15 protein-coding genes are annotated in these 16,190 nt (G+C 60.2%); 6 read left to right on the top strand and 9 right to left on the bottom strand.

From position 1 onward, the window contains the following. The 6 genes from AF70_RS03750 to AF70_RS03725 form a co-directional block, all read right to left on the bottom strand. Positions 1 to 365, bottom strand: a 365-nt coding sequence (locus AF70_RS03750; RefSeq protein ID WP_169342457.1) for a hypothetical protein, incomplete at its 3' end; no start/stop codon positions are given. Between the two features lie 24 nt (positions 366 to 389). Then, positions 390 to 2,096: a ShlB/FhaC/HecB family hemolysin secretion/activation protein gene (locus tag AF70_RS03745; RefSeq protein WP_019580266.1), complete on the bottom strand. Its 1,707-nt coding sequence runs from the start codon at positions 2,094 to 2,096 to the stop codon at positions 390 to 392. Positions 2,097 to 2,436: 340 nt separating this feature from the next. Continuing rightward, positions 2,437 to 2,985, bottom strand: a complete 549-nt coding sequence (locus AF70_RS03740; protein ID WP_008011722.1) for a cupin domain-containing protein — start codon at positions 2,983 to 2,985, stop codon at positions 2,437 to 2,439. Positions 2,986 to 3,366: 381 nt separating this feature from the next. Then, entirely contained in the window at positions 3,367 to 4,662 is a 1,296-nt protein-coding gene (locus AF70_RS03735) for an FAD-binding oxidoreductase (protein WP_028941401.1), read from the bottom strand. A gap of 52 nt (positions 4,663 to 4,714) precedes the next feature. Further along, a complete protein-coding gene (locus tag AF70_RS03730; protein ID WP_028941400.1) occupies positions 4,715 to 6,205 on the bottom strand; it encodes an aldehyde dehydrogenase in 1,491 nt (496 codons plus the stop codon). Between the two features lie 188 nt (positions 6,206 to 6,393). After that, positions 6,394 to 7,770: a glutamine synthetase family protein gene (locus tag AF70_RS03725; RefSeq protein ID WP_018930106.1), complete on the bottom strand. Its 1,377-nt coding sequence runs from the start codon at positions 7,768 to 7,770 to the stop codon at positions 6,394 to 6,396. A gap of 279 nt (positions 7,771 to 8,049) precedes the next feature. On the opposite strand from AF70_RS03725, the gene AF70_RS03720 reads away from it, so the two are divergent. From AF70_RS03720 to AF70_RS03700, 5 genes are all read left to right on the top strand, one after another. Then, entirely contained in the window at positions 8,050 to 8,811 is a 762-nt protein-coding gene (locus AF70_RS03720) for a gamma-glutamyl-gamma-aminobutyrate hydrolase family protein (RefSeq protein ID WP_028941399.1), read from the top strand. 244 nt (positions 8,812 to 9,055) lie between these two features. Beyond that, entirely contained in the window at positions 9,056 to 10,198 is a 1,143-nt protein-coding gene (potA, locus tag AF70_RS03715) for a polyamine ABC transporter ATP-binding protein (protein ID WP_018930104.1), read from the top strand. A 29-nt stretch (positions 10,199 to 10,227) separates the two neighbouring features. Beyond that, a complete protein-coding gene (locus AF70_RS03710; RefSeq protein WP_167331203.1) occupies positions 10,228 to 11,109 on the top strand; it encodes an ABC transporter permease subunit in 882 nt (293 codons plus the stop codon). Further along, the gene (locus AF70_RS03705) at positions 11,106 to 11,990 is read left to right on the top strand and encodes an ABC transporter permease subunit (RefSeq protein WP_028941398.1); all 885 of its coding nucleotides are present in this window, start codon (positions 11,106 to 11,108) and stop codon (positions 11,988 to 11,990) included. The genes AF70_RS03710 and AF70_RS03705 overlap by 4 nt, the downstream gene beginning before the upstream one ends. A gap of 227 nt (positions 11,991 to 12,217) precedes the next feature. Further along, positions 12,218 to 13,315, top strand: a complete 1,098-nt coding sequence (locus AF70_RS03700) for a polyamine ABC transporter substrate-binding protein (protein ID WP_028941397.1) — start codon at positions 12,218 to 12,220, stop codon at positions 13,313 to 13,315. Positions 13,316 to 13,492: 177 nt separating this feature from the next. Here AF70_RS03700 and thpR read toward each other — a convergent pair whose 3' ends face one another. Beyond that, complete coding sequence (gene thpR / locus AF70_RS03695; protein ID WP_019580261.1) at positions 13,493 to 14,032, bottom strand: RNA 2',3'-cyclic phosphodiesterase; 540 nt, start codon at positions 14,030 to 14,032, stop codon at positions 13,493 to 13,495. A 125-nt stretch (positions 14,033 to 14,157) separates the two neighbouring features. On the opposite strand from thpR, the gene AF70_RS03690 reads away from it, so the two are divergent. After that, positions 14,158 to 14,352, top strand: a complete 195-nt coding sequence (locus AF70_RS03690) for a hypothetical protein (protein ID WP_018930099.1) — start codon at positions 14,158 to 14,160, stop codon at positions 14,350 to 14,352. A gap of 13 nt (positions 14,353 to 14,365) precedes the next feature. On the opposite strand, the gene AF70_RS03685 is transcribed toward AF70_RS03690, so the two are convergent. Together AF70_RS03685 and AF70_RS03680 are read right to left on the bottom strand one after the other, a co-directional pair. Beyond that, positions 14,366 to 14,719 (bottom strand): DUF1428 domain-containing protein, encoded by a 354-nt coding sequence (locus tag AF70_RS03685; protein ID WP_018930098.1) that lies wholly within the window; start codon positions 14,717 to 14,719, stop codon positions 14,366 to 14,368. A gap of 16 nt (positions 14,720 to 14,735) precedes the next feature. After that, the gene (locus AF70_RS03680) at positions 14,736 to 15,824 is read right to left on the bottom strand and encodes a hypothetical protein (protein WP_028941396.1); all 1,089 of its coding nucleotides are present in this window, start codon (positions 15,822 to 15,824) and stop codon (positions 14,736 to 14,738) included. Positions 15,825 to 16,190 lie beyond the last annotated feature (366 nt).

The raw sequence follows: 16,190 nt of genomic DNA, 5'->3' as shown, positions 1-16,190 counted from the left end.
CCGTTGGTCAGGTTGGGGTTGCCGATGATGATCCCGCCCAGTTGCGTCGCGCCGGTCTGGTTGGCGACGTTGTTGAGGATGACGCCCTGGGTGCCGACGTTGTAATCGTGAAACTGGTTATGCGACAGGCCGGTGCCGTTGGGGGTGGCGATCTGGATGATCGGCACGCCATTGCCCGCCTGACCGAGGCTGGTGCCCGGTGTAGCCACGACGATGCCATCGGCCTGCGCCCACATCGGTTGCCAAAACATGACGTTGGCCAACAGGAACGCCAGTCCGCGCTTGGGCATGCCCAGGAAGTGCTCGCGGGTTTTCACGGCGGCAGAAGGTTGGCGAGCGAGAAAAGCGTAGTGGTGAACGTCCATGTGAAAGGTCCCGATGCAGCTAAATTAGAGGAAGAAATCCACGCGGAAGTAGATCGGCGCTTCGCGCTCGGTCAGCACGTCAGGGCGTTCCAGGGAATGGGCAAAAGTCACGCTGGCGGCCACATGCTGACCCCGGGCGAACAGCTCCACGGAGTCGCTGGACATGCGCCCGTGCTGATCGCCGTTGTAGCGGTCGCCACGGATCACGCCCTGGTCGTAACCCAGGCTGGTGCCGTATTCAGCGAACACCGGGCGCAGCCACTCCAGCGTCACCGGACGACTCCAGCGCAGGTCGTTGCGCCAGTAGCCGCCGCTGTCGCCGGACAACGACTGGTCCTTGTAACCGCGAATCGACGACTGCCCGCCAAGGCTGGTGCGCTGCGGGCTGAACAGCACGTCTTCACTGCGCTGGCCGGTCATCAGGCTGCTGAAACTGAAGGACTCGCCCCACAGCTTGAACGGCTGCAGATAGCTCGCGGTGGCGGTGTATTTGCGGTAACGCGCGTTCGGCTCGCCGGGGCCCGGATCACCGTTACCCTGGGCGTCGAACGCGCCGATGCCTTGTTGCATGCCCAGGTCGAGGTTGACGAAGGCACTGCCGACCCGCCGACCGTGGTTGATACCGAACTGCGCTTCGCTGATGCGGTTGCTGCTCAGCTTGAGCTTGCTGTCTTCGATGAAGTTGTTGGTGCGCAGGTACGAGAGACCGGTGCTGAGGGAGGTCTTGCTCAGGGCGTCGCGATGGATCACCCGCTCGGCGCGCAGCTGATGGTTTTCGCTGTCGCCGGTCTGCTTGAAATTGAAACCGTTGGCCTGGGCTTGCGAGCGGTATTCGCTCTGGCTGTAGGTGTAACTGAAGTTCCACCAGCCCCACGGCACGCTGTAATTGAGCATCGCGTTGTTGGAGGTGTGCTGGTGATCGCTCATCGCATCGTGACCACCACGCAGCATCAACTGATCGGCCAGGCCCAGCGGGCTGTCCCAATCGAACGTCGTGCCCCACTGCTGCTCGCCGGTGCTGCGCTGGCCGTCGTTACTGCGCGACAACCCGGCACGCCACGGCTTCTGCGGCGTGTTCTTGACCAGCACTTCACTGCCACCGACGTTCTTGCCCGGCGACAACTCCATCTGCGCCTGATTCGACGGCAAGCGGTTGAGCTGATCCACCATCTGCTCGATTTCCCGCAGATTGACCAGCTCCCCGCTCTTGCCGGGAAAAGCCATGGCCAGTTCACGGTCCGACAGCTGGCTGCCCTCCGCGCCCTTCAACCCTTCAAGCCGACCCTCAACCACCAGCACCTTCAAATGCCCACCGGACAAATCCTGCTGCGGCAAGTAGGCCCGGCTGGTGACCAGGCCCTTCTCGATGTACAGATCGGTGATGACCTTTAGCAACTCGTTGAGCTGCGTAACGCCCAGGCACTGGCCGATGTAAGGCTTGAGCAGGCGATTTTTCTCGCCGTCCGAAAGACTGTCGGCGCCTTTGAGCTCGATGTCCTTGATGGGGAAACAACGGGCGTCGGCCGGGGCTGTCGGAGGCGCGGGTTTGGTTGCCTTGCCGGGTAATTCCTTGAGCTCTTCGAGACGCCGACGCTGCTCGTCGAGCAAGCGATCCTGACGTTCGCGGATCAGATCGGTTTCACCGGGGGTGGGGGCGGCGTGAGCAAGATTCAGCGGAGAAAGGCACAGCAAAGCCAGGCACAACCTCGCCACGAGGGCGGGTGGGTACATGTTCGATCCCTCGAATGGAGAGTAATGGCGCAATGGTGGCGCGATATTAGATGGCCATTATTCTGGCGTCAATGAATGGATCCATTCGATGGAGGTTAAGGGACAACTTGTAATGGCTAAATCGGGCGCTTCCGACGAGAGCGCAGGACGTTTCCTGATGTGGTGTAGAAAAATGCTCGCAACGCCAAGGCGCTGTAGTCCGCAGAGAAAAAAGCCAAGTGCCAAACGGCAGGATCTTTTTTTTTAAGTAATAAAAAACCCGGACTCTGTCCGGGTTTCATTGATAGCGACCATGAACGGCTGCTATCGACTGCTACAGGTTTAATGTCTGCTTTAGGTATCAGAAGTTAGCCGGGGTGTTGGCGCTGATGATTTCAGCCTCATCTGCCCCAATATTGCGAAACCGATGCGGCAGTGTCGTCGGAAAGTAATACCCATCCCCGGCATTCAACACACTAATCTGCCCATCCACCGTCAACTCAACCGTGCCACGGGTTACGAGCCCACACTCCTCCCCCTCAGCATGCACGATTGGCTCTTCCCCAGAGCTCGCCCCAGGCGCGTATTGCTCGCGCAACAGCCGCATCTGCCGACTCGGCACCGAAGCCCCGATCAACAACAACCGCAACCCATGACGCCCGAGATCCGGCTGTTCATTGGCGCGAAACACGTACTGGTGCTCACGCGGCGGCTGGTCGAAGGTGAAGAAGTCCGCCAAGGACATGGGGATGCCTTCGAGCAGTTTTTTAAGGGAGCTGACGGAGGGACTGACGCGATTCTGTTCGATCAGGGAGATGGTGGCATTGGTGACGCCGCTACGCCGGGCCAGCTCGCGCTGGGACAGTTTATAGCTTTCGCGTACTAATTTGAGTCGTGAGCCCGTGTCCATGACAGCCTTATGTGAGAACTACTTAAGGGGTAATGGGGGTGGGTGGCGGGCGACTGGTGGCCGCGGATTACGCCGTTTCCCGTCCCGGAACCGTGGAAGGCGGGTATTAAATCACGTTTGTCGGTGCAGCTCAGCAGGTTCGATAAACGGCTGGCAAAAAAGCTGTCGGCTTCTGATGTCAGTCAGTTCTGGTTTAGAAACTGTGGCGAGGGGGCTTGCCCCCGTCGGGTCGCGAAGCGGCCCAAAAACCTGCCCACGCGGCGTATCAGGTACACCGAATGGGCTGATTTTACGACTGCTTCGCAGCCGAACGGGGGCAAGCCCCCTCGCCACAGGATTGATGCGTAGGCTTGGCCGGCGGAGACCGCCGGCAGGTTCAACCTAGATGCCGAAGCGGTCTCGCAAGGCGTAATACGCCGCGCCCATGGCGGTGAGTGGGGCCTGGAAGGTGCGGCCGCCGAGCATCGGCATGTGTGGCAGGGAGGCGAAGGCGTCGAAGCGTTCGGCGTCGCCGCGGATCATTTCCGAGATCAGTTTGCCGGCCAGGTGCGAGCAAGTGACGCCGTGGCCACTGTAGCCTTGCATGTAATAGGCGTTTTTCTCGATGCGGCCGAATTGCGGCATGCGCGACATGGTCAGCAGGAAGTTGCCGGTCCAGCGGTAGTCGATTTTCACGTCCTTGAGTTGCGGGAAGGTCTTGAGGATCTTCGGGCGGATCAGTTGTTCGATGTCGTCCGGCTCGCGGGCGCCGTAGACCACGCCGCCGCCGTACAGCAGGCGGTTGTCGGCGGTGAGGCGGTAGTAGTCGAGCAGGTAATTGCAGTCTTCGACGCAGTAGTTATTGGTGATCAGGCTGCGGGCGACCTTCTCCGACAACGGCTCGGTGACGATGATTTGCGAACCGCAGGGCATGCTTTTGCGGGTCACGCGGTTGTCGAGGTCTTGCGGCAGGTAGGCGTTGCCGGCGATCAGCAGGTACTTGGCCCGCACCACGCCTTTGGCGGTGCGCACGGTGATCGGTTCGCCGTAGGAGATGTCTACGGCGGCGGATTGTTCGTAGATTTTGCCGCCCAGGCGAATGATCGCAGCGGCTTCGCCCAGGGCCAGGTTCAGCGGATGGATGTGACCACCCTGCATGTCCAGCAGGCCGCCGACGTAGTTGTCGCAACCGACTTCGCGCTGGATGTCCGAGGCGTCGAGCATTTTCAGGTTGTTGTTGCCATAGCGTTCCCAGTTACGCTTCTGCTCGGCCAGGCCATTGAGCTGCTTCTTGTTCAGCGCTGCGAAGATGCCGCCGGGGCGGTAGTCGCATTTGATGTCGTATTCCTTGATGCGCGAACGGATGATGTCGGCGCCTTCGAAGATCATGCTGCCAAGGACTTCGGCGGTCTTGTCGCCGTAGCGCTCTTCGATTACATCGACGTCGCGGCTGTAGGAGTTGACCAGCTGACCGCCGTTGCGACCGCTGGCGCCGAAGCCGACTTTGGCTGCTTCCAGTACCGTTACGCTATAGCCCGCTTCGCTGAGGAACAGCGCCGAGGACAGCCCGGTGTAGCCGGCGCCGATCACGCAGACATCGCATTCCACCAGTTCTTCAAGCACCGGGTAATCGCCGGTCTGGTTGCGGGTTGCGGCGTAATAGCTGTTTACATGATTTTGTGTAGAGCTGTGTTTCATACATTTCTCCGAGGGCCGCCGGCCTATGCCGGCGACCGCCGCTGTAAAAGTGTTAGAGCTTGATCCAGGTCGCTTTGAGTTCGGTGTACTTGTCGAACGCGTGCAGCGATTTGTCCCGACCGTTACCCGACTGCTTGAACCCGCCGAACGGCGCGGTCATGTCGCCGCCGTCGTACTGGTTGACCCAGACGCTGCCGGCGCGCAAGCCGCGAGCGAAGGTGTGGGCCTTGCTGAGATTGCTGGTCCACACACCAGCGGCGAGGCCGAAGATGCTGTCGTTGGCGATCTGCAGGGCTTCTTCAGCGGTGTCAAAGGTGATCAGCGATAGCACCGGGCCGAAGATTTCTTCCCGGGCGATGGTCATGGCGTTGGTCACACCGTCGAAAATCGCCGGCTCCACGTACAGGCCGCCGGTGTCTTCAAGGGCGCGGCTGCCGCCCGCGATCAGTTGCGCGCCCTGGTCTTTGCCGACCTGGATGTAGCGCAGCACATTGTCCAATTGGTGCTGGTCGACGACGGCGCCGACGGTGGTTTCAGGGTCGAGCGCATGCCCCGGTTTCCAGGCTTGCAGCGCTTCCACCAGCAACGGAATGAACTGCTCGCGGATCGAGCGCTCCACCAGCAGGCGCGAGCCGGCGGTGCAGACTTCGCCCTGGTTGAAGGCAATCGCACTGGCCGCTGCCCGAGCCGCTGCGCGCAAGTCCGGCGCATCGGCGAACACCACGTTCGGGCTCTTGCCGCCCGCTTCCAGCCAGACGCGTTTCATGTTGCTTTGCCCGGCGTAGATCATCAGTTGCTTGGCAATCGCGGTGGAGCCAGTGAAGGCCAGCACGTCGACGTCCATGTGCAACGCCAGCGCCTTGCCGATGGTGTGACCGAAGCCCGGCAACACGTTGAACACGCCTTTGGGGATGCCGGCGTCGAGGGCCAGTTGCGCGATGCGGATCGCCGTCAGCGGTGATTTTTCCGAAGGCTTGAGGATGAACGAGTTGCCTGCCGCCAAGGCTGGGGCGAACTTCCAGCTGGCCATGATCAGCGGGAAGTTCCACGGCACGATCGCGGCGACCACGCCTGCCGGCTCACGAGTGACGAGGCCCAATTGGTCGTGCGGGGTGGCGGCGACTTCGTCGTAGATCTTGTCGATGGCTTCGGCGTTCCAGCGGATCGCGTTGGCGGCCGCTGGAATGTCGATGCTCATGGAATCGCTGATCGGTTTACCCATGTCGAGGGTTTCCAGCAGCGCCAGTTCTTCCTGGTTGGCCAGGATCAAGTCCGCGAAGCGAATCAAGATGCGCTTGCGTTCTGCGGGCGCCAACCGCGCCCAGATGCCGGATTCAAATGCACGGCGCGCGACGGCGACTGCCGCATTGGCGTCGGCTTCGTCGGTGCTGGCGATGTTCGCCAGAAAGCGGCCGTCGACCGGGCTGATGCATTCGAAGGTGTCGCCACTGAGTGCCGGGCAGTATTGGCCGTCGATGAATGCGCGGCCTTCTAGTGTCAAGGACTGGAAGCGTTGCTCCCAGTCGCTGCGAGTGTTTGTCATGGTTGTGACTCGACGCAGAGGAATAAGTGATCGTGTTAACCGATGGGCAAGCGATGAGTAACCTGTGGCGAGGGAGCTTGCTCCCGCTGGACTGCGCAGCAGTCCCCTTCTTTTCAGGTAGAAGGAGGGGTCGCTTCGCGCTCCAGCGGGAGCAAGCTCCCTCGCCACAGGTTTAGTGTCAGCCCCCGTTAAACCGTGTGCAGGTACCAGTTGTACTCAAGGTCTGAAATGGAGTTCTCGAACTCGGCCAGCTCGCTTTCCTTGCACGCCACGAACACGTCGATGTACAGCGGGTCGATGTAGCGCGCCATGACTTCGCTGTCGTCCAGTTCGCGCAATGCATCGCGCAGGTTGTTCGGCAGGCTTTGCTCGTTCTGCTCGTAGCTATTGCCTTCAACCGGGGCGCCCGGCTCGATTTCGTTGGTCAGGCCGTGGTGAATACCAGCCAGCACCGAGGCCATCAGCAGGTACGGGTTGGCATCGGCGCCAGCGACACGATGCTCGATACGCACGGCATCCGCCGAACCGGTGGGTACGCGCACCGCCACGGTACGGTTGTCGATGCCCCAGCTTGGCGAGTTCGGTACGTAGAACTGCGCGCCGAAACGACGGTAGGAGTTGACGTTCGGGCAGAGGAACGCCATCTGCGCCGGCAGGGTCTCGAGCACACCGCCGATCGCGTGTCGCAGCGCGGCGTTCTGCTCGGGATCCTCGCTAGCGAAGATGTTGTTGCCTTGCTTGTCGAGAATCGAAATGTGCACGTGCAAACCGTTGCCCGCCTGACCCGGATATGGCTTGGCCATAAACGTGGTGTCCATCTCGTGGTCGTAGGCGATGTTCTTCACCAGACGCTTGAGCAGCACCGCGTAGTCGCAGGCCTTTATAGGGTCGGAGACGTGATGCAGGTTGACTTCGAATTGCGCCGGGGCGCTTTCCTTGACGATGGCGTCAGCCGGGATGCCCTGCTCTTTCGCACCTTCGAGGATGTCTTGCAGGCAGTCGACGTATTCATCCAGATCGTCGATCAGGTACACCTGCGTCGAGTGCGGACGCTTGCCCGACACCGGCGAGCGTGGCGACTGCGGACGACCGTTCACGTTGTCCTGGTCGATCAGGTAGAACTCCAGCTCGAACGCCGCGCAAATGGTCAGGCCCATGTCATCGAACTTGCTCACCACCTGACGCAGCACTTCGCGCGGGTCAGCAAAGAACGGCTGGCCTTCGAGCTCGTGCATGGTCATCAGCAACTGCGCGGTCGGGCGCTTCTGCCAGGGTTCGATGCTGAGGGTATCGGGGATGGGATAGCAGATGCGATCCGAGTCGCCGATGTCCAGACCCAGGCCGGTGCTTTCCACCGTGGAGCCGTTGATGTCCAGGGCAAACAGCGACGCCGGCAGGTTGATGCCTTTTTCGTAGACCTTGTGAAGACTGGTGCGCTCGATGCGCTTGCCGCGCACCACACCGTTCATATCCGCAATCAGAAGGTCGACGTACAAAACCTCAGGATGTTGCTTAAGGAATGCGTTTGCTTCGTTGAGTTGAACGGCACGCAGAGGGACCGACATGATGCACCTATTAGCTGTTAATTATTATGTTCACTTCACTTGCGAGAGCCAGTCAACCCGAACGGCAAAGTGAAGTCAATAGCGAACACATGGCCTTTCAGCCTTTATTTTCTGGCCTTTTTTGGGCACCAGAGTGCCATATCAGGCTTGAACACCGCGTAGACCCTCAGCATCGGACGTTCGGCGTTTAGAATTTTTTACATGAGAGTTGTTAATTAAAATCAACAAGGCTAAGCTCCGGAAAAGCTCGTTCAAGTGTGAAACTTCGAGGTGATAAAAATGGCATTCAAGCCATTGATCGGCGTTACTGCGTGCGTCAAACAGATTGGCCTGCACCCCTACCACGTCAGCGGCGACAAGTACTTGCGTTCTGTCAGCGTCGCGGCATTGGGGCTGCCAGTGGTCATTCCTTCCTTAGGCGACCTGACCGAAACCGACGCGCTGCTCGCGCAGCTGGATGGTCTGCTGCTGACCGGCTCGCCATCGAATGTGGAGCCTTTCCACTATCAAGGCCCGGCCAGCGCTCCCGGTACGGATCACGATCCGCAACGGGACGCCACCACCCTGCCCTTATTGCGTGCAGCCATCGCCGCCGGTGTTCCGGTGCTCGGCATCTGCCGGGGCTTTCAGGAAATGAACGTGGCGTTCGGCGGCAGCCTGCATCAGAAGGTGCACGAACTGCCCGGCATGCTCGATCACCGGGAAGCGGACAGTCCCGATCTGGCCGTGCAGTACGCCGCGGCCCATGCGGTGACTGTGCAACCGGGCGGTGTGTTCGAAGCACTGGACCTGCCGCAGGTATTCCAGGTCAATTCGATTCACAGCCAGGGCATCGACCGACTCGCACCGGGCCTGCGCGCTGAGGCGATCGCGCCGGATGGTTTGATCGAGGCGATCTCCGTCGAGCACAGCAAGACCTTCGCCGTCGGCGTGCAGTGGCACCCGGAATGGCAGGTGCTTTCGAATCCCCCTTACTTGAGTATTTTCCAGGCGTTTGGCGAGGCGTGCCGACAACGGGCGGCGCTGCGTAATACGCGCTGACTTCAAACATTTCTAATCGATTGACTGCCCCCGTGAGTCTGGCGGGCGTGCCTTTGCGCGCCGGTGGCTTGCGTAATAGATGAACCGCAATAACAACAAGTACGACCAGGCAGCCAGGACGGCGGTGCCGAATAAGCCCGAGCGGTAAGCGTTGAATTCAATGGCATCGCCAGGCCCGGGTTTGCAATCCACTCTTAAGTCAGGCCGTGTTGGCCCGACGACTGAAACCTGTTGGGAGTTTCATATGGCAAACGCCTCCAGCATCTACAGGAAGGCTCTTGATGGTCACCAGGCACCGAAAAAGGTGCTGGTGAAAGTCGACCGCGTCACCAAGAAATTCGACGAAACCACCGCCGTGGACGATGTGTCCCTGGAGATCCATCAAGGCGAAATCTTCGCCTTGCTCGGTGGTTCCGGCTCGGGCAAATCGACGCTGCTGCGCATGCTCGCCGGCTTCGAGCGCCCGACCGAAGGGCGGATTCTGCTCGACGGTGTCGACATCACTGACATGCCGCCCTACGAACGGCCGATCAACATGATGTTCCAGTCCTATGCGCTGTTCCCGCACATGACGGTGGCGCAGAACATCGCCTTCGGCCTCAAGCAGGACCGTTTGCCCGCCAGCGAAATCGACGCCCGTGTCGAAGAAATGCTGCGCCTGGTGCACATGACCCAATACGCCAAACGCAAGCCGCATCAGTTGTCCGGCGGTCAGCGTCAGCGTGTGGCACTGGCGCGTTCGTTGGCCAAGCGGCCGAAGCTGTTGCTGCTCGATGAACCGATGGGCGCACTGGATAAAAAGCTGCGCTCACAGATGCAACTGGAGCTGGTGGAAATCATCGAGCGCGTCGGCGTGACCTGCGTGATGGTGACCCACGACCAGGAAGAAGCCATGACCATGGCCGAGCGCATCGCGATCATGCACCTGGGCTGGATCGCCCAGATCGGCAGCCCGGTGGACATCTATGAAGCACCGGTCAGCCGCATGGTCTGCGAATTCATCGGCAACGTGAACGCCTTCGACGGCACCGTTGTGGAAGACCTGGAAGGCCACGCGATCATTCACAGCCCGGACCTTGCGCAGAAGATTTACGTCGGCCACGGCGTGAGTACCTCGGTGCAGGACAAGTCGATCACCTACGCTATCCGCCCGGAAAAAATGCTGGTCAGCACCCTCAAGCCCGAGACCCGCTACAACTGGTCCGAAGGCAAGGTGCATGACATCGCCTACCTCGGTGGCCACTCGGTGTTTTATGTGGAGCTGCCTGGCGGCAAGATCGTCCAGTCGTTCATGGCCAACGCCGAACGCCGTGGCGCACGCCCGACCTGGGACGATCAGGTCTACGTGTGGTGGGAAGACGACAGCGGCGTGGTACTGCGCTCATGAGAACCTTCAATCAGCAGTTCCTGCGCCTGGTGCCCAGTGGCCGCAAAATGGTCATCGGCATTCCATTCCTGTGGCTGTGCCTGTTTTTCCTGTTGCCGTTCTTCCTGGTAATGAAGATCAGCTTCTCGGAAGCAGCCCTGGCCATTCCGCCCTACTCCGAGATTTACACCTTCGCCGAACAGAAATTTCAGCTGCTGCTGAACCTCGGCAACTACTCGCTGCTGACCGAGGATGAGCTGTACATCTCGGCTTACTTCGGCTCGTTGAAGGTCGCATTCTTAAGCACGCTGATGTGCCTGGTGATCGGTTTCCCGATGGCCTATGCGATCACCAAGGCCAGCAAGGAAGCGCAAAACGTCTTGCTGCTGTTGATCATGATGCCGACCTGGACCGCGATCCTGATCCGCGTGTATGCGTGGATGGGCATCCTCAGCAACAACGGATTGCTCAATGCGTTTTTGATGTGGACCGGGCTCACGTCGCAGCCGATCGAGATCCTCAACACCAACACCGCCGTGTACATCGGGGTGGTTTACGCCTACCTGCCGTTCATGGTGCTGCCGCTGTACGCCAACCTGGTGAAGCACGATGGCAGCCTACTGGAAGCCGCATCGGACCTGGGCTCGAGCAACTTCAACAACTTCTGGAAAATCACGGTGCCGCTGGCCAAGAACGGGATCATCGCAGGCTGCATGCTGGTGTTCATTCCGGTGGTCGGTGAGTTCGTGATTCCGGAACTGTTGGGTGGCCCAGAAACCCTGATGATCGGCCGCGTGCTGTGGCAGGAGTTCTTCAACAACCGCGACTGGCCGGTGGCGTCCGCCCTGGCGGTGGTGATGCTGGCGATCCTGATTGTGCCGATTCTGCTGTTCAACCGTAGCCAGGCCAAAGAGATGGAGGGACGGGGATGAACCGTTTCGGATTTTCACGATTGATGCTGGTGCTCGGCCTGTCGTTTATCTACCTGCCGATGCTGATTCTGGTGATCTACTCGTTCAACGCCTCGAAGCTGGTGACGGTGTGGGGCGGCTGGTCGGTGAAGTGGTACGTCGGCCTGCTCGACAACACGCAACTGATGGGCTCGGTGGTGCGCTCGCTGGAAATCGCCTGCTACACGGCGATTGCCGCGGTGGCGCTCGGCACGTTGGCGGCGTTTGTGCTGACCCGGGTGACGCGCTTCAAGGGCCGTACGCTGTTCGGCGGTTTGGTGACGGCGCCGCTGGTGATGCCGGAAGTGATCACCGGTCTGTCGCTGTTGCTGCTGTTCGTGGCCATGGCGCAGATGATCGGCTGGCCGCAGGAACGCGGCATCGTCACCATCTGGATCGCTCACACCACATTCTGTGCAGCCTATGTGGCGGTGGTGGTGTCGGCGCGCTTGCGAGAGCTGGATTTGTCCATCGAAGAAGCCGCCATGGACCTCGGTGCACGGCCATGGAAAGTGTTCTTCCTGATCACCATTCCGATGATCGCACCGTCACTGGCGGCCGGCGGCATGATGTCGTTCGCCTTGTCGCTGGATGATTTGGTGTTGGCGAGCTTTGTGTCGGGGCCAGGCTCGACAACCCTGCCGATGGAAGTGTTCTCGGCGGTGCGTCTGGGCGTTAAGCCTGAGATCAATGCCGTGGCCAGCCTGATTCTGCTGGCGGTGTCGATCGTCACGTTCATGGTCTGGTACTTCAGCCGCAGGGCCGAAGCCACCCGCAAACGGGCGATTCAGGAAGCGATGGACCAGACTGCCAGCGAGTCCTGGCAACAACCGAAAAAGCAATTGGTAGAAGCGACGGTCTAGCGCCACTGATTTTCAGTTAAGTGAGCACCATCCTGTGGCGAGGGGGCTTGCCCCCGTTCGGCTGCGAAGCAGTCGTAAACCAGCGAATTCAGTGTGATTGATACACCTCGTTTACAGGTTTGGGGGCCGCTTCGCGGCCCAACGGGGGCAAGCCCCCTCGCCACAGGTTTTGTGTTCACCGCATTTTTGTTTTATGTGATTTGAATAAAAAGAATGGAGTTGTACCGATGAAAATGTTTGGCAGGACTCTGCTGACACTGTCCTTATTGGGCGCAATGACCACTGGCGCCCAGGCCAATGACAAGGTTCTGCGCGTCTACAACTGGTCGGATTACATTGCCCCGGACACCGTCAAGAAGTTCGAAGACGAGACCGGCATCCGCGTGACCTACGATGTGTTCGACAGTAACGAAACCCTTGAGGCACGGCTGCTGGCGGGAAAATCGGGCTATGACATCGTGGTGCCGTCCAACAGTTTCCTGGCCAAGCAAATCAAGGCCGGGGTCTATCAGGAACTGGACAAATCGAAGCTGCCAAACTGGAAAAACCTCAACCCGGTGCTGCTGAAAAACGCCTCGGCCAGCGACCCGGATAACGGCCACGCCTTCCCGTACATGTGGGGTTCGATCGGCATCGGTTACAACCCGGTCAAGGTCAAGGAAGTGCTCGGCACTAATGCGCCGGTGAATTCCTGGGACTTGCTGTTCAAACCGGAAAACGCCGCCAAGCTCAAAGCCTGCGGCATCAGCTTTCTGGATTCGCCGACGGAAATGCTTCCGGCTGCCCTGCACTATCTGGGCTACCCGGTGAACTCCCGGGACAAGGCGCAAATCGCCGAAGCCGAAGCGCTGTTCATGAAGATCCGGCCATCGGTGGCCTACTTTCATTCGTCGAAATACATCTCCGACCTTGCCAACGGCAACATCTGCGTCGCCGTCGGTTACTCCGGCGATGTGCTGCAAGCCAAGGCCCGCGCCCAGGAAGCCGGCGACAAGGTCAAGATCGAGTACAGCATCCCGAAAGAAGGCGCCGGCAGCTTTTACGACATGGTCGCCATCCCTCGGGACGCCGCCAACGTCGACAACGCCTACCTGTTCATGAACTTCCTGATGCGCCCGGACATCATTGCCGAAGTCACCAACAGCATCGGCTACAGCAATGCCAACGCGGCGGCCACGCCGTTGGTGGATGAAGCGATTCGCGACGACCCGGGGTCGTATCCGCCGCAAGCGGTGATGGCGACGTTGTATGCCATTCCTGACATGCCGATTGCCACCCAGCGGATCATGACCCGGGGCTGGACGCGGGTGAAGCTGGGCAAGTAATCCCACCTCACTGATCGTCCCCATGCTCCGCGTGGGAACGATCATCCATTACAGCTTTCCCTTTTTCCGTTCACGCAGCGCCTTACCACCGCTGCACTCCTCTCTGATGAACGGCCTCACCTGGCTTCCTCGGTTAAGGTGAGTTTCGGGCGCCCTCGGGCGCCTTTTTTTGTGGGCTTATGAAGCGACCAGCGGCCACTCGGCCAGCGCTATGTACCGGCCTTTATGAGACTCGAACAGGCTGAAGCGATCGGCGCGCAGGTAAAACTCCGGCGGCGTCGCGGATTCGGGGACCGGCGCCCGGTAGTCGCGCATCAGGGTCAAATGCGGGCGGAATTCCCGATGGGTGTCTTCAAAACCGAACGGCAGCATGGCCTGCTCCAGCGCATACACCAGGCGCAGCAGCTCCGGTGCCGCCTGCGCGGGCGCCAGCAGCAACACCCCGGAGCGACGCCAGACGTCCAGCCGATCCAGCACCACCGTCAACGGCACGCCGGACGTGCGGATATTGGCGGCGGCCTTGCAGACACCCGCTATTTGCGCCATGCCCACCGTGCCGAGAAACAGCAGGGTCAGATGAAAGTTTTCCGCCGGCACCGGGCGCCCGATGTTGAGCCCCAGTGCGGCGCGCCATTGGGCAATGGCCCGGCGTTGTTCGGGGGCGCAGTTCAGGGCGAAGAACAGCCGTTTGAACGGCTCGCGGGTTTCATCGCTCATGTCTGGCACCTCAATGCTCGGGGACCCTTTGATTTTACAAAGGGATACCACGCCAGCAAGTCCATTTCTGGCACCTGCCGGCATGCGCGTTATAGTTGAAGCAACCGAATTGACGGGAGGACGCCATGCGTCAGGTCATCAGCAAAGAGCCATGGTGGGCCGTACCACCGAAGCCCGGCCAGGATGAGTCCGAGCTGGAATGGGGCTGGCTGGTTCATTACAACGAAGGCGAGCCGCGCTTCGAGTTCATCAAGGAGCGGCCGTCGGACAGCGAGATTCGCAATCGCAAAAGCTGCAGGATCACCCCGACTCCGGAGTGATCCTGCCGCCTCTTCAGGCTTTGACGAGCATTTCGAAACCTCCAAAAATCGCCCGCTGGCCGTCGAACGGCATCGGATTGACGTCCGGTTGCATCCGCGGATCGCTCATCAGTTTCGCCATGCCGGCGTCACGGGTGGCCTTGTCCGGCCAGACGATCCAGGAAAACACCACGGTCTCGTCTTCCTTGAGTTTGACCGCCATGGGAAACGACGTCACTTTGCCATCAGGCACGTCGTCGCCCCAGCATTCAGCGAGGCTGAGCGCGCCGTTCTCCTTGAAAATCGCCGCGGCGGACTCCGCGTGTTTCTTGAATTTTTCGCGGTTGGCCTTGGGCACCGCTGCGACGAAGCCATCAACGTAAGCCATGATCATTCTCCTCGGGTTATGGGTTGATCTGCTGGGTAGTCGATCCAGCGTGGCTCCAATCGACAGTTCCCGCACCCAAGCCGACCGACGGTTCGACGGGCTGAGCGACAGGTTGTGCAACAGGCTGGGCCAAGCCGCCTTCGATTTGCCCGGCCATGTACAGCGTTCCGGCCATGACACCGGTGGTAGGGTTTTGCACCAGCTTCAGCCACGCCTTGTCGAATGAGTCGCCCAGGCTGCTGCGGATCAGCGCCTCGCTATCAGGTCGGTCGTTGGCTTGAATAACCGCACGCACCCCCGCCACTCCCAGGGAAATCAACGCCCCGGCCAGTTTCCCCGCCGCTGCCGCCACGGCACCGGCCGCGCCTCGTGGGGCCATTTCGGCTTCCATCCGCTTACTTGCGCGTTTGGCCACCGGCGTCATGCCGGCGTCCGTCGAGGCAATACCCTTCTCACCGCCTGCCGCGTGGATCTTGTCGATCAACGCCGCGTAGGCCGGCAACTTAGTCAGCGGTTCACTGTGCACCACCTGATACAGCGACGCGTCACGGGCGGGCGGCGGCCCCAGCGAAATCGCCGGAATTTTCTGGATACGCTCGTTGAGCTGCGCCATCGGTACGCCGTGACGCTGGGAGATGACCTGAAGTTGCTGGCCGAGAGCTTGCACGTAAAACGCCGTCGCCTGCCCGAGTATCTCGTCGGGATCGATCTCCACCGCTACCGGGTTCAGCACTTTCTGGTGATATTGTTCCAACAGATAGGCCGCCAGGCGTTTAGCCGAGGCATCCTGCTCGCCCCCGGCACTGATGGTGTACCAGCTGACCTTCATTGACAGCCATTCCTGGGTCCAGTAGCTACTGAACCACGGAATGAAGACTTCTTCAGTCTGTTCGTAAACCCGCGTGCGCCAATGTTCCATGGACCCGCGGGCGTATACCCTGGCCTGTTCGGTGGCCTGCTGCGAAGCCGCGACAATTTCCTGGTCCACCTGCTGCCAGGTGCTCTGGGAAACCACTACCGGCGCCACCGCTACCGGGGCACGCGCGGGTGTGACGCATCCCGCCAGTACCACCAACACAGCGGCGATCAGCGAACGCAGGTTCAAGATCGCGGTGTCCTACAGTCTGCGTCGAACGGAGTGTTTGACGCGCAAAAGCATGTTGATTTGAGTATAGGTCGGGGCCGGGGGCCGTCCGTCAGGAAGTGTGGTAGCGCCTTCAAAAATGCCTGCGCGAGCAGGCCCGCAAGTCCATCGAGGAACGCCACCATCATCCACGTCGATATTCACCATCGCCGCGAATGCCTTCCGCAAAAAAAACGCTGGGCGCAGGATCAACTTATCGCCACTTAAACCCCGCATCGGAGGGGCACACCATGTTGATCCATCTCCTGACCTGCCTTGCCCTGACGGCCATCACCCTGACCCTGTTTTCCCGCTTGGTGCTGGAAATCGGTCAAACCGAGGAGCCGA

Source organism: Pseudomonas sp. KD5 (assembly GCF_012932895.1).
Lineage (GTDB): Bacteria > Pseudomonadota > Gammaproteobacteria > Pseudomonadales > Pseudomonadaceae > Aquipseudomonas.
This window is presented reverse-complemented; position numbering and strand designations above follow the sequence as displayed.

What these genes read in the sequence shown, in the direction of transcription:
- AF70_RS03690 (WP_018930099.1), top strand. Translation starts at nt 14,158, where the DNA reads ATGCGTCAGGTCATCAGCAAAGAGCCATGGTGGGCCGTACCACCGAAG.
- AF70_RS03705 (WP_028941398.1), top strand. Translation starts at nt 11,106, where the DNA reads ATGAACCGTTTCGGATTTTCACGATTGATGCTGGTGCTCGGCCTGTCG.
- potA (WP_018930104.1), top strand. Translation starts at nt 9,056, where the DNA reads ATGGCAAACGCCTCCAGCATCTACAGGAAGGCTCTTGATGGTCACCAG.
- AF70_RS03740 (WP_008011722.1), bottom strand. Translation starts at nt 2,985, where the DNA reads ATGGACACGGGCTCACGACTCAAATTAGTACGCGAAAGCTATAAACTG.
- AF70_RS03735 (WP_028941401.1), bottom strand. Translation starts at nt 4,662, where the DNA reads ATGAAACACAGCTCTACACAAAATCATGTAAACAGCTATTACGCCGCA.
- AF70_RS03725 (WP_018930106.1), bottom strand. Translation starts at nt 7,770, where the DNA reads ATGTCGGTCCCTCTGCGTGCCGTTCAACTCAACGAAGCAAACGCATTC.
- AF70_RS03745 (WP_019580266.1), bottom strand. Translation starts at nt 2,096, where the DNA reads ATGTACCCACCCGCCCTCGTGGCGAGGTTGTGCCTGGCTTTGCTGTGC.
- AF70_RS03685 (WP_018930098.1), bottom strand. Translation starts at nt 14,719, where the DNA reads ATGGCTTACGTTGATGGCTTCGTCGCAGCGGTGCCCAAGGCCAACCGC.
- thpR (WP_019580261.1), bottom strand. Translation starts at nt 14,032, where the DNA reads ATGAGCGATGAAACCCGCGAGCCGTTCAAACGGCTGTTCTTCGCCCTG.
- AF70_RS03730 (WP_028941400.1), bottom strand. Translation starts at nt 6,205, where the DNA reads ATGACAAACACTCGCAGCGACTGGGAGCAACGCTTCCAGTCCTTGACA.
- AF70_RS03720 (WP_028941399.1), top strand. Translation starts at nt 8,050, where the DNA reads ATGGCATTCAAGCCATTGATCGGCGTTACTGCGTGCGTCAAACAGATT.
- AF70_RS03700 (WP_028941397.1), top strand. Translation starts at nt 12,218, where the DNA reads ATGAAAATGTTTGGCAGGACTCTGCTGACACTGTCCTTATTGGGCGCA.